The 11,341-nt window shown below is 72.1% G+C and carries 11 protein-coding genes; 4 read left to right on the top strand and 7 right to left on the bottom strand.

What is annotated here, in order from left to right:
• Position 1: 1 nt before the first annotated feature.
• From CJ226_RS12485 to CJ226_RS12495, 3 genes are read right to left on the bottom strand one after another with little or no spacing between them, the layout of a single operon-like run.
• Positions 2 to 1,327 (bottom strand): MFS transporter, encoded by a 1,326-nt coding sequence (locus CJ226_RS12485; protein WP_102209363.1) that lies wholly within the window; start codon positions 1,325 to 1,327, stop codon positions 2 to 4.
• Positions 1,324 to 2,250 (bottom strand): polysaccharide deacetylase family protein, encoded by a 927-nt coding sequence (locus CJ226_RS12490; protein WP_102209364.1) that lies wholly within the window; start codon positions 2,248 to 2,250, stop codon positions 1,324 to 1,326. The genes CJ226_RS12485 and CJ226_RS12490 overlap by 4 nt, the downstream gene beginning before the upstream one ends.
• Positions 2,251 to 2,273: 23 nt before the next feature.
• On the bottom strand, positions 2,274 to 3,419 hold the full coding sequence (locus CJ226_RS12495; protein ID WP_102209365.1) for an ROK family protein: 1,146 nt from the start codon (positions 3,417 to 3,419) through the stop codon (positions 2,274 to 2,276).
• 467 nt (positions 3,420 to 3,886) lie between these two features.
• Between CJ226_RS12495 and CJ226_RS12505 the strand changes: the two genes are divergently transcribed.
• On the top strand, positions 3,887 to 4,414 hold the full coding sequence (locus CJ226_RS12505) for a GNAT family N-acetyltransferase (RefSeq protein WP_062636953.1): 528 nt from the start codon (positions 3,887 to 3,889) through the stop codon (positions 4,412 to 4,414).
• Between the two features lie 12 nt (positions 4,415 to 4,426).
• On the opposite strand, the gene CJ226_RS12510 is transcribed toward CJ226_RS12505, so the two are convergent.
• Positions 4,427 to 5,875 (bottom strand): gamma-aminobutyraldehyde dehydrogenase, encoded by a 1,449-nt coding sequence (locus tag CJ226_RS12510; RefSeq protein ID WP_257996650.1) that lies wholly within the window; start codon positions 5,873 to 5,875, stop codon positions 4,427 to 4,429.
• Between the two features lie 99 nt (positions 5,876 to 5,974).
• On the opposite strand from CJ226_RS12510, the gene CJ226_RS12515 reads away from it, so the two are divergent.
• The 3 genes from CJ226_RS12515 to CJ226_RS12525 are packed head-to-tail and all read left to right on the top strand — an operon-like array spanning position 5,975 to position 8,219.
• Positions 5,975 to 6,442, top strand: a complete 468-nt coding sequence (locus tag CJ226_RS12515; RefSeq protein WP_025105441.1) for an Lrp/AsnC family transcriptional regulator — start codon at positions 5,975 to 5,977, stop codon at positions 6,440 to 6,442.
• 26 nt (positions 6,443 to 6,468) lie between these two features.
• Positions 6,469 to 7,872 carry an FAD-binding oxidoreductase gene (locus CJ226_RS12520; protein WP_102209368.1) on the top strand — a complete coding sequence of 468 codons (1,404 nt, stop codon included), beginning with the start codon at positions 6,469 to 6,471 and terminating at the stop codon, positions 7,870 to 7,872.
• A complete protein-coding gene (locus CJ226_RS12525) occupies positions 7,869 to 8,219 on the top strand; it encodes a cupin domain-containing protein (RefSeq protein WP_102209369.1) in 351 nt (116 codons plus the stop codon). Before CJ226_RS12520 ends, CJ226_RS12525 begins: the two co-directional genes overlap by 4 nt.
• 23 nt (positions 8,220 to 8,242) lie before the next feature.
• Here the strand turns inward: CJ226_RS12525 and CJ226_RS12530 are convergent, their stop codons facing one another.
• The 3 genes from CJ226_RS12530 to CJ226_RS12540 form a co-directional block, all read right to left on the bottom strand.
• A complete protein-coding gene (locus CJ226_RS12530; RefSeq protein WP_062636960.1) occupies positions 8,243 to 9,130 on the bottom strand; it encodes a site-specific DNA-methyltransferase in 888 nt (295 codons plus the stop codon).
• A gap of 131 nt (positions 9,131 to 9,261) precedes the next feature.
• A complete protein-coding gene (locus CJ226_RS12535; RefSeq protein ID WP_102209370.1) occupies positions 9,262 to 10,311 on the bottom strand; it encodes a biotin/lipoate A/B protein ligase family protein in 1,050 nt (349 codons plus the stop codon).
• Positions 10,312 to 10,344: 33 nt separating this feature from the next.
• Positions 10,345 to 11,082 carry a DUF1684 domain-containing protein gene (locus tag CJ226_RS12540; RefSeq protein ID WP_102209371.1) on the bottom strand — a complete coding sequence of 246 codons (738 nt, stop codon included), beginning with the start codon at positions 11,080 to 11,082 and terminating at the stop codon, positions 10,345 to 10,347.
• Positions 11,083 to 11,341 lie beyond the last annotated feature (259 nt).

Here is an 11,341-nt window from a genome sequence, read left to right on the forward strand (position 1 = left end):
CTCAGACGTCTCGCGTGCGGAGCGGGTAGACCCAGAAGCACAGCCACCCGACGGCGGTGAACGCCAGCGGGATGACCGCCAGCATGAGCCGGATGCCGCCGTCGACGGCCTCCGGCTGCGCGTCGCCGAGGTCCGCGTCGAACCCCGTCGCCGTCAGCACGGCCGCGGCGACGATCGCCTGGAGGACCACGGAGCCGCGCACGACGAACCCGTTCACGCCGAAGTAGGCGCCCTCGCGGCGGTGGCCCGTGCGGTGCGCGTCGTCATCGATGATCTGGGCGAGCACGACCTCGAGGAGCTGCAGCAGCCCGCCGACGCCGACGCCGACCGCGATGCCGACGAGAGCCGCCGCCCCCACGGAGGTCGGGATGAGGTAGCCGAGCACCGCGACCCCGAACACCGCGACGCTCCACAGCAACGCCGTGCGCGGGGAGGTGCGCCGGACCACCGCGCTCCACAGCACGATCGACGGGATGGCCGTGACGAAGATGGCACCGAGCAGGAGGCTCCCCTCGCCCTCGGCCGCCCCCAGCGAGTAGCGGACGTAGAAGGGCACGGCGGCGAGGATCACGGCGATCGAGGTCTGCACGCAGAGCGAGCCCAGCACGTACGGCACGAAGGCGCGGTTGCGGAACGTGTAGACGAGCTGATCCCGCCAGCGCATCGCCTCGGAGGCGGCCTCCGGCACCCGGCGCTCGATCATCCCGCCGAGGAACGACCAGGCGAGCAGCACGAGACAGACGCCGGACAGCACGAGCGCCATCCCCGGCCAGCCGATCGCGTCGTAGAGCGCGGGAGCTCCAGCCGTGCCGAGGACCATGCCGAGGATCGCGAAGATCTGCCGCGGCACGTTCCCGCGGGCGCGCTCCTCCGTGGTGCGGAAGATCTCCGGGAACAGCGCGGAGATGTTCAGCACCACCACGACGAAGGCGATGTCGTAGACCGCGACGACCACGAGGAACCAGACGATGAGCCCGGCCGCCGGGAGCGCGGGCGGCATCCAGACGAGGGCGAACGCGACGACGAGCGGCACGATGCCGAGTCCGATCCAGGGGATGCGGCGGCCCCATGGCGTGCGGATCCGGTCGGAGAGCGCCCCGACGACCGGGTTGAGCGCCGCGTTGAGGATGCCGTGCGCGATCATCGCCGCCGCCACCCACCCCGCGGGGACGGCGAGGTGCGAGACGTAGAAGTACACGACGAACGCCGAGAACGTCTGCGTCATCAGTTGCGTCGGGAACCCCGAGGCTCCGAAGGCGATGGTCTGGGCGCGGGTGGGAGCGGCGTCGAGCCGGCGGTCCCGCAGCCGCTCGCCGAGCGCCGTCACCGGGCGTCTCCCCGCTGCAGGTCCCGTAGCGCGCGCCAGCCGACGCGGACCAGGCCCTCCTCGGCGATCGTCTGCTGCACGAGCGGATCGTCGAGCAGCCGCAGCTCGTAGCCGCGCTTGGCCGCCGCGAAGTCCACCGCCGCGCGCAGCTCCTCGCCGTCGGCCATCGGATGCAGGTAGATCTCGGTGACCCCGGGCGGGACGGCGCGCAGCACCGCGAGGAAGCCGTCTCGGACCTGCTCGTACGACTCCTCGTCGGCGGTGCCCTCGCCGCGCAGCTCGAACGGGTGCGTCCACAGCCGGTCGACGATCTCGACGCCGAACGCATCGGCCACCGCCGCCGCCTCGGTGAGCTTCGCCTGCAGCATCGGATCGGCGTCCGCCCCCTCCATCTCGCGGGGCAGGCGGAAGGGGAGGCCCTGCCGGGCGGCGAGCTCGAAGACGGGGTGCAGGAAGTCCCGGCCGGTCAGCAGCCCGTAGACGGAGCCCATGTGGTTGTCGAGGTGGGTCACGTCGACGCCGGCATCGAGCGCGGTCTGCAGCTGCGCGGCGATCTCGGCCGCGACGTCCTCTTCGGAGGCGTGCTGCTCCACCGTCGCGACGTCGGCGGGGAAGAAGCCGTCAGCATCGACCAGGGTCGAGGCGCCGGTGAGCGGGCGCCATCGGTACCGGCGCCACTCGCTCGTGAGCACGAGGTGCACGCCCACGTCGAGGTCAGGGCGCGACGCCGCGAAGGCCAGAGCTTCCGGGGACCACGCACAGGGCACCATCACCGTCGCCGAGTCGATCCGGCCGCGCACGAGGAGACCGGAGATCGCGGCGTTGGCGGCATGGCACATCCCGAAGTCGTCGGCGTTGAGGATGACCGCCCTGGCACCGGACGGCAGCCCGAGTCGGTCGGCGAGGGCGGAGGAGGCGGTCATGGCGTGTCCTGTCGGGCGGGCGGTCAGCGGCCGGCGGCGGCTGCGCGGGAGGGGGTGAGGATCCGGGTGAAGACGTCGGCACGGAGCGCGGAGGCCGCCTCGCCCACGGCTCCGACGAGCGGCGCCTCCGGCCCGAACGCCGAGGCGAGGAAGCGGAGCGGCAGCTGCGCGGAGAACTCGTCCGCGACCCGCTCGATCGCGTCCAGGAGCGCCGGGTGCACCGCCTCCCCGCCGAGGATGAAGGCCTCGGGATCGAGCACGAGCGTGACGCTGCCCGCCGCGAGGAAGAGCCGCCGTCCGATCTCGGCGACGAGGGCCTGCGCCGCCTCGTCGCCGTGCCGCGCCGCCTCCAGGTGGGCGAGGAACGGCGCGTCGACATCCAGCCCGAGGCCGAGGGCGAGGTCCCGCACCACCGTGGCGCCCGCGACCGGGGCGCCGATGGGCACCGGCGTCTGCGGGAGGTACATGACCTCGCCCGCCACACCGGAGAACCCGCGATGCAGCGCCCCGTCGATCACGATGCCGGCGCCGAGGTCGTCGTCGAGCAGCAGGAGCGCGAAGCTCGCGAGGTCAGTGCCGACGCCGGTGGTCGACTCGGCGAGGGCGGCGAGGTTGACGTCGTTCTCGACGCGGACCGGGCAGTCGAGGGCGGTCGCGAGGGCCGAGCGGAAGGCGCCGCCGTCCGGTCCCTGGTCGTCGCGGATCGTGCCGTCGGCGGCGACGATGCCCGGCACTCCGACGACGGCGAGGTGGAGCGCGCCCTTCACGGATCGGCGGCAGGCCGCGACGAGGGCGGCGATGTGCGCGACCCGGTCTTCACCCGCGGGGAAGGCGCCGTGCCGTTCGGCCCTGACGGTGCCGGTCGCGTCGACGAGGACGACGTGGGCCGCGTGGTGGTCCACGTGCACCGCTGCCGCGAAGCCGAGGGCGGGGTGCAGCGCGACGCGGCCGGCCGCCGGTCCGCGGGTGTCGCGGTCGACGCCGGCCGCGGTGACGGCTCCCGCGGCGTCGAGCATCCGCAGCACCTGGGTCACGGCCGTGCGGGAGAGGCCGGTCGCCGCCATGAGCTCGGCCCGGGTCTGCGGCCCGCTCCGAGCGAGGCGCTCGAGGATCGCGCGGCCGTTGAGCGTACGGAGCAGGGTCTGCGGTCCTGCGAGGGGTCGTGACATGCGGCGGAACCTCTGGGGTCGATTCTCGTGCGGAGTCGGTGCCCGCCAGCCTGCCACATCGCGTCGCACCCGTCGACCCGTCCTCTCCCCGGGACCCGCGACACCTGCACGACCCCGGCTCGGTTGCACGACGGATCCCGGGTTCCGGTCCTACGGACGTACCCGGGTCGTGCAGACGTAACCCGGGACGACGGACCGAACCCGGGGACGAGCACCAAGACCAAGACCAAGACCAAGACCGAGACCAAGACCAAGACCAAGACCAAGACCAAGACCGAAGACTGTCGTGAAACCGGGGTCTCGTTCACACCCGCGACACCTGCACGACCCGGGCACGGTTGCACGACGGAACCCGGGATTCGTCCCCACAGACGTACCCGGGTCGTGCAGGTGTGCCCGGGTGTCCGGAGGAGGGAAGGGACGGGAGGGGACGAAAGGACGTCCGGGGGTCCGCATAGGGTGGAGGGATGACGCCCCTGGTGATCCGAGACGCCGTCGCCGACGATGCCGAGGCCGTGGCCGGAGTGCACGTGCGCTCGTGGCAGGCGGCCTACGAGGGCCTCATCGACCAGGAGGTGCTGGACGGGTTGTCCGTCTCGGAGCGCGCTGACGGGTGGCGCCGCATCTTCGCCGACCCCCTCCCCACGAGCCTCGGGACCCTGGTGGCCGAGCGTGACGGCGCCGTCGTCGGCTGGGCGTCGTTCGGCTCCGGCCGCGACCCCGACGGCCTGGACGACGCCGAGCTGTACGGTATCTACGCCGATCCCACCGCGTGGTCGACGGGGGCGGGGCATGCCCTCCTCGACGCGGCCGAGCAGCGCATGATCGACGCCGGCCACACACGCGCCTACCTCTGGGTGCTCGACGGCAACGACCGGGCCGACGGCTTCTACGCCCGGCACGGGTGGGAGCTCGACGGAGCCACGAAGATCGATCAGCGTCCGCAGTTCACGCTCCGCGAGCACCGCCGCGTCAAGCACCTCGCCCCGCGCTGAGCCGTCCCGCCGTCAGTCGAGCGCGCTCATCACGTGCTTGATCCGGGTGTAGTCGTCGAAGCCGTACTGCGACAGGTCCTTCCCGTATCCGGAGTGCTTGAAACCACCGTGCGGCATGTCCGACACGAACGGGATGTGGGTGTTGATCCACACGCACCCGAAGTCGAGGTCGCGGGAGAGGCGCATGGCGCGGGCATGATCCCGCGTCCACACCGAGGCGGCGAGCGCGTACGGCACGTCGTTCGCCATCGCGAGCGCCTCCTCCTCGGTGTCGAAGGGCTGCACGGTCAGCACGGGTCCGAAGATCTCCCCCTGCACGACCTCGTCGTCCTGCTGCACGCCGGTCACGACGGTCGCCTCCCAGAAGTAGCCCCGGTCGCCCTGCCGTGCCCCGCCGGTCGCGACCGTCGCATGCGCGGGAAGCCGGTCGACGAAGCCCTGCACCTGCGCGAGCTGGGCTGCGCTGCTCAACGGTCCGTACAGCACGCCGTCTTCATCCGGGGCCCCGGTCCGCGCGTGCGTGCGGGTCCGCTCCACCAGTGCGGCGACGAGCTCGTCGTGCACCGACGCGTGCACGAGCACCCGGGTGGCGGCGGTGCAGTCCTGCCCCGCGTTGAAGAAGGCACCGGTGACGATGCCCTCGACCGCCTTCTCGATCGACGCGTCGGGGAACACGATCGCGGGCGCCTTGCCGCCGAGCTCCAGGTGGACGCGCTTGACGTCGTCGGCCGCCGAGCGGGCCACGGCCATGCCCGCGCGCACCGAGCCGGTGATGGCCACCATCTGCGGCGTCGGATGCTCGACGAGGGCCGCTCCGGTCTCGCGGTCGCCGAGCACGACGTTGAGGGTGCCGGCGGGGGTGTGGCGCGCGACGATCTCCGCGAGCAGCAGCGTGGTGAGCGGCGTGGACTCCGCCGGCTTCAGCACGACGGTGTTCCCGGCGGCGAGGGCGGGAGCGATCTTCCACACCGCCATGTTCAGGGGGTAGTTCCACGGCGTCACCTGCCCGATCACGCCGATCGGCTCCCGGCGCACGAAGGAGGTGTGCCCGGCGAGGTACTCCGCGGCGGCTCGACCCTCGAGGCTCCGCGCGGCACCGGCGAAGAACCGCAGCTGGTCCACGGACTGCAGGATCTCGTCGGCGACGAGCGTCGTCCGCGGCTTGCCGGTGTCCTTCGACTCGAGGTCGGCGAACTCCTCGGCCCGCGCGGCCATGTCCTCCGCGATGCGGAACAGCGCGAGCTGGCGCGCAGACGGCGGGGTGTCCCGCCAGAGCGGGAACGCCGCCGCGGCCGCGGCATACGCGGCATCCACGTCGGCACGGTCGGAGAGCGGGATCTCGCCGTAGGCTTCCTCCGTCACCGGATCGATGAGCGGCAGGCGCCCGCTCCCCGTTGCGGTGACGGCGCGGCCGCCGATGAAGTTCTGCAGGGGCACGGTCATCGTCGACGGTGAGGACATAGCGCCATGGTAGCCATCCGAACGCGGAATCTGTAGCTTTTCGTCCACAGATCGACGGATTCAGTTGCGCAGCACCCGTCAGAATGTCACGATCGGTACATGAGTCCGAAGACACCTCCCCCCGCCCTCGACGACATCTCGAAGCGCATCGTCGAGCTGCTGCAGGAGGACGGTCGGCGCCCCTACGCGGAGATCGCCCGGGAGGTCGGGCTCAGCGAGGCCGCAGCCCGCCAGCGTGTGCAGCGCCTGACCGAATCGGGCCTGATCCAGATCGTCGCCGTGACCGACCCGCTGCAGCTCGGCTTCCACCGCATGTCGATGATCGGGATCCGGGTGTCGGGCGACCCCCGCGCGATCGCGGAGGAGCTCACGGCGATCCCGGAGCTCGCGTACGTCGTGGTCACCCTCGGGACGTTCGACATCCTCGTCGAGGCGGTGTGCGAGGACGACGACCATCTGCTCGACCTCATCGCCACCCGCATCCGCACCATCCCCGGCATCATCCAGACGGAGAGCCTGCTCTACGCCGGCCTCTACAAAGACCTCTACAACTGGGGAACGCGCTGACGCGCTCCCCTCGCATCGGAGTGAACATGGGCACCACGGTCTTCGAACGCCGGCGTCCTCCGCAGTCCGTCATCGACGACGCCCTGCGCGACACGGCCCTGTCGATCTTCTGGCTCGACGACGTCGAGCGTCCCGCGCACCCGCCGCTGCGCGGCACCGTGCACACGGACCTCGTGGTCGTCGGCGGCGGCTACACCGGACTCTGGACGGCCGTACGTGCGAAGGAACGGGATCCGGAGCGGAGGGTGGTCCTCCTCGAGGCGTCCCGCGTGGCCTGGGCGGCGTCCGGGCGCAACGGCGGCTTCTGCGAGTCCAGCCTCACCCACGGCCACGAGAACGGCGTGAACCGCTGGCCCGAGGAGATCGACCGGCTGGAGGAGCTGGGCCACGAGAACCTCGACGGCATCGCCGAGACCGTGCGGCGGTACGACATGGATGCCGAGTTCGAGCGGACGGGCCAGCTCGCGGTGGCCGTGGAGCCGCATCAGGTCGAGTGGCTGCGCGAGGAGGAGGGGTTCCTCGACCGGGAGGCGGTGCAGGCGGAGGTGCACTCCCCCACGTTCCTCGCCGGGGCGTGGGACCGGGAGGGCAGCGCTCTCGTGCACCCCGCGAAGCTGGGCCTGGAGCTCGCGCGGGTGGCCGTCGAGCTCGGCGTGGAGATCCACGAGCACAGCCTCGTCCGGCGGATCGAGGGCGCGGACTCCGGTCCGGTCACCCTCGTCACGGAGCACGGCCGGGTGACCGCCGACGCGGTGGCGCTCGCGACGAACGTGTTCCCCTCGCTGCTCAAGCGCAACCGCCTCATGACGGTGCCCGTGTACGACTACGTGCTGATGACGGAGCCGCTGTCGGCCGAGCAGCTCGCCTCCATCGGCTGGCGGAACCGCCAGGGGCTCGCCGACAGCGCCAACCAGTTCCACTACTACCGCCTCACCGCCGACGACCGGATCCTGTTCGGCGGCTACGACGCGGTCTACCACTTCGGCGGCAAGGTGCGCCCCGCCTACGAGGATCGGATGGAGAGCCACCGACGGCTGGCTTCGCACTTCTTCACCACCTTCCCGCAGCTCGCCGGCCTCCGCTTCACGCACCGCTGGGCCGGGGCGATCGACTCGTCGAGCCGGTTCTGCGCGTTCTTCGGCACCGCCCGCGGCGGCCGGGTCGCCTACGCCACGGGGTTCACCGGCCTCGGGGTCGGCGCCGCCCGGTTCGCCGCCGATGTCATGCTCGACAAACTCGCCGGCGAGGAGACCGAGCGCACGCAGCTCCGGATGGTGCGCGAGAAGCCGATCCCGTTCCCGCCGGAGCCGGCCGCGTCCGTCGGGATCAACCTCGTCCGCGCCGCGATGGACAGGGCCGACCACAACGAGGGGCGCCGCAACCTGTTCCTGAAGACGCTCGACGCCCTCGGCATGGGCTTCGACTCGTGACCGCGCTCCCCCCGGGGGCCGTCGTCGACGCCGGACGCCTCGCGCTGACGCACACCCCGCTGCCCGACGAGGACGTACGCGACGGCGCGCCGACCACGGCGTACACGGTGCTCGACGACGCAGGCGGCATCGAGATCGGTGTCTGGGAGATGACGCCGGGCACGGCGGTGGACGTCGAGGAGGACGAGGTGTTCGTCGTGCTCTCCGGTCGCGCGACCGTGACGTTCACCGCGCCTGCGCTCCCTCCGGTGGAGCTCGGCCCCGGGTCCGTGATGCGGCTTACGGCCGGCATGCGGACGGTCTGGACGGTGAGTGAGACCCTGCGGAAGGTCTCGATCGGGATCTGACGGCCGCTGCCGACCAGGCCCGCTCAGGCCCGGCGGACCTCCGCGTGCGGGATGCGCGCGGCCATGACGCGCACCGCCTCCGGGTTGTCGTCGACGAGCACCGCCTCCCGGCCGAGTGCGGAGGCCACGGCTCCGGTCGTGCCGCTGCCCGCGAAGAGGTCGAGCACCCGGTCGCCCGGCCGGCTCGACGCGGTCACGATGCGCCGCAGGACGCCCTCCGGCTTCTGCGTCGGATACCCCGTCTTCTCGCGCCCCGTGGTCGGGACGATCGTGTGCCACCACACGTCCGTCGGGAGCTTGCCGCGGGCGGCCTTCTCCGCGGTCACCAGTCCCGGCGCCATGTACGGCTCCCGGTCGACGTCGTCGGAGTTGAACACGTACGTCCGCGGGTTCTTCACATACACCAGGATCGTGTCGTGCTTGGTGGGCCACCGCCGCCGGGACTTCGCGCCGTAGTCGTACGCCCAGATGAGCTCGTTGAGGAAGCAGTCCCGGCCGAACACCGCGTCGAGCATGACCTTCGCGTAGTGCGCCTCGCGGTAGTCCAGGTGCAGGTACAGGGTGCCGTCGTCCGCGAGCAGCCGCCAGGCCTCCTCCAGTCGCGGCATGAGGAAGGCGCCGTAGTCGTCGAAGCTGTCGTCGTACGCGCGCAGCATGCCGCGCACCCGCTCATATCGGTGCCCGTGGAAGCCGTGTCGCACCTCGGGCTCGCCGGGCGCCCGTTCCGGACTCCGGCCCTCCGCCGCAGGCTCGGCCGGCTCCTCCGGCGGTGGGAACGTGCGGCGGGCGGTGACCACCTGCCGCTCCCGCACCCGCCCGGTGTTGAACGGCGGGTCAAGGTAGACGAGCGTGAAGGATCCGGACGGCAGGGTCGCCGCGACCGCGAGGTTGTCCCCCTCGATCACCGACACCCGCCCCGGATCCTGCGCCCCTGAGCCGCCCCCTTGGGTCCCTGAGCCTGTCGAAGGGCCCTGGGTCCCTGAGCCTGTCGAAGGGCCCTGGGTCCCTGAGCCTGTCGAAGGGCCCGACCCCACCGAAGGGCTCACGGAACCCGGTGCAGCCACGCGTCGGTCGAGAACTTCGACTCCACCAGCGCCTGGGCATCGGCGTACTCGTCCGGCGTGATGCCGCCGTCTTCGGCGGAGGTCAGCGAGCGGAACGTGTCCTTGAAGCGCTCGATGATCTCGGCACGTTCCAGTCCGGTCTGGCTCCGCAGCGGGTCGACGCGCTTGGCCGCCGAGGTCGTGCCCTTGTCGCTGAGCTTCTCGCGGCCGATCCGCAGCACCTCGGTCATCATCTGGCCGTCGATGTCGTAGGAGAGGGTGGCGTGGTGCAGCACGCCCCCGTTCGCGAGGCGCTTCTGCGCGGCGCCGCCGATCTTGCCGGTCGGGCTCGCGATGTCGTTGAGCGGCTGGTAGACGGCGTCGATGCCGAGCGACCGGAGCGCCTGCAGCACCCAGTCGTCGAGGAACGCGTAGGAGTCGGCGAAGGTCATGCCCGCGACGAGCGAGGCCGGCACGTACAGCGAGTAGGTGATGATCTGCCCCGCGGCCATGAGCATCGCTCCGCCTCCGGAGATCCGGCGGACGACGTCGAAGCCGTGCTTCGCGGCACCCTCGGGGTCGACCTCATTGCGGTACGACTGGAACGACCCGATGACGACGGCTGACTCGTCCCATTGCCAGATGCGCAGGGTCGGGCGACGGCGCCCCTCGCCCACCCGGGAGGTGAGCACCTCGTCGAGGGCGAGGTTCATGCGCGGCGAGACCGCCTTCTCGTGGACGATCTCCCAGTCGAAGTCGCGCCACCCGGGCGCGGTGACCAGAGCGCGACGCACGGCGGTGCCCACGGCCTCGGGGCTGAAGCCGAGCAACTGCGCCCCCTCGGGGAGGGCACCGCGGACGGCCGCGGCGATGGCCGTGGCGTCGGACTCGGCAGGGAGTCCCTCGACGGCGGCGTTGATGTCGTCGAGCGCGGAGTCCGGTTCGAGGAAGAAGTCCCCGGCGAGCCGGAACCGCGCGATCCGGTCGTTCTCGACCTCGAGGTCGACGACGACGAGCTTGCCCCCAGGAACCTTGTATTCACCGTGCACGGATCCAGCTTAAGGCGCGCGCTGCCGCCGTGGTCAGCCGCCGAGCACGACCACGCGTTCCCCGGCCCTGATCGGCGTGGAGTAGCGGTTGCCGGGCGTGGGCAGGGGGCAGATGAACTGGTCGGAGAAGGCGCACGGCGGCAGGTACGCCCGGTTGAAGTCGAGCACGGCGGACCCATCCGCGGCGGGCTCGTCGACGGGGAGGAACCGGAACCGGTACGTCTCCAGCCCGTTCGTCCCGTCGGCGAAGACCGCACTCAGCGCTCCGCTCCCGCTGCGGGTGACGGTGAGGTCGCACGGGGCCCCGGCGAGCTCGAATCGCAGGCGTCCGGCGATCGGGGTCTCGCGCTCCTCGCCGTCGACCGCCGTGACGACGATCCGCTCGTCCGGCGCGGGCTCGAACGTGGCCGGGATCCGCCATCGTTCGTCGGGGGCGTAGGCGTCGATCGCCGTGAACCACTCCCGCTGCGGACGGGCGGGGTTCCAGACGCGGAGCGCCAGCAGTCCGTTGCGGTCGAACACCCGCAGCTCCCGCCGCCCGAGGCGGAGGGTCTGGGTGCCGCGGAGGGTGACGACCGACCCCGACGGTCCCAGTTCGGTGCCGCGGATGCCGCCGTCCCCGGTGAGGGCCCAGAGTCCGGGCACGCCCTCGACCGCCGCGGGTTCGGTGATGAGCCAGTTCGTGGACTCCAGCGCGGACGGCCCGTACTCCGACCCCGCGTAGCGCTCGCGCGCCGCATGCCACTCGTGCCAGTCCGTCAGGAAGCTCATCGCCGCGGGCCCTCCCCCTTGCTCGTGCGGATGTGCCCCGAATCTAGGGCTGCCCCCGCCGACCGTGGTCCCCGTCCGTCACACGCCTTCACCCCGCGTCATCCCGCGTCACACACACCCCTCGGCCCGTCCCTCCAGCCGGTGCGGGATCAACCCCGTCCCCCCCCCCCCCCCCCCCCCCCCCCCCCCCCCCCCCCCCCCCCCCCCCCCCCCCCCCCCCCCCCCCCCCCCCCCCCCCCCCCCCCCCCCCCCCCCCCCC

This window comes from Microbacterium sp. UMB0228 (genome assembly GCF_002871415.1).
In the GTDB taxonomy this organism is placed as follows: domain Bacteria; phylum Actinomycetota; class Actinomycetes; order Actinomycetales; family Microbacteriaceae; genus Microbacterium.

Excerpts from the sequence above, each read along its gene's own strand:
- CJ226_RS12490 (WP_102209364.1), bottom strand. The coding sequence starts at position 2,250 with ATGACCGCCTCCTCCGCCCTCGCCGACCGACTCGGGCTGCCGTCCGGT.
- CJ226_RS12495 (WP_102209365.1), bottom strand. The coding sequence starts at position 3,419 with ATGTCACGACCCCTCGCAGGACCGCAGACCCTGCTCCGTACGCTCAAC.
- CJ226_RS12505 (WP_062636953.1), top strand. The coding sequence starts at position 3,887 with ATGACGCCCCTGGTGATCCGAGACGCCGTCGCCGACGATGCCGAGGCC.
- CJ226_RS12510 (WP_257996650.1), bottom strand. The coding sequence starts at position 5,875 with ATGTCCTCACCGTCGACGATGACCGTGCCCCTGCAGAACTTCATCGGC.
- CJ226_RS12515 (WP_025105441.1), top strand. The coding sequence starts at position 5,975 with ATGAGTCCGAAGACACCTCCCCCCGCCCTCGACGACATCTCGAAGCGC.
- CJ226_RS12520 (WP_102209368.1), top strand. The coding sequence starts at position 6,469 with ATGGGCACCACGGTCTTCGAACGCCGGCGTCCTCCGCAGTCCGTCATC.
- CJ226_RS12540 (WP_102209371.1), bottom strand. The coding sequence starts at position 11,082 with ATGAGCTTCCTGACGGACTGGCACGAGTGGCATGCGGCGCGCGAGCGC.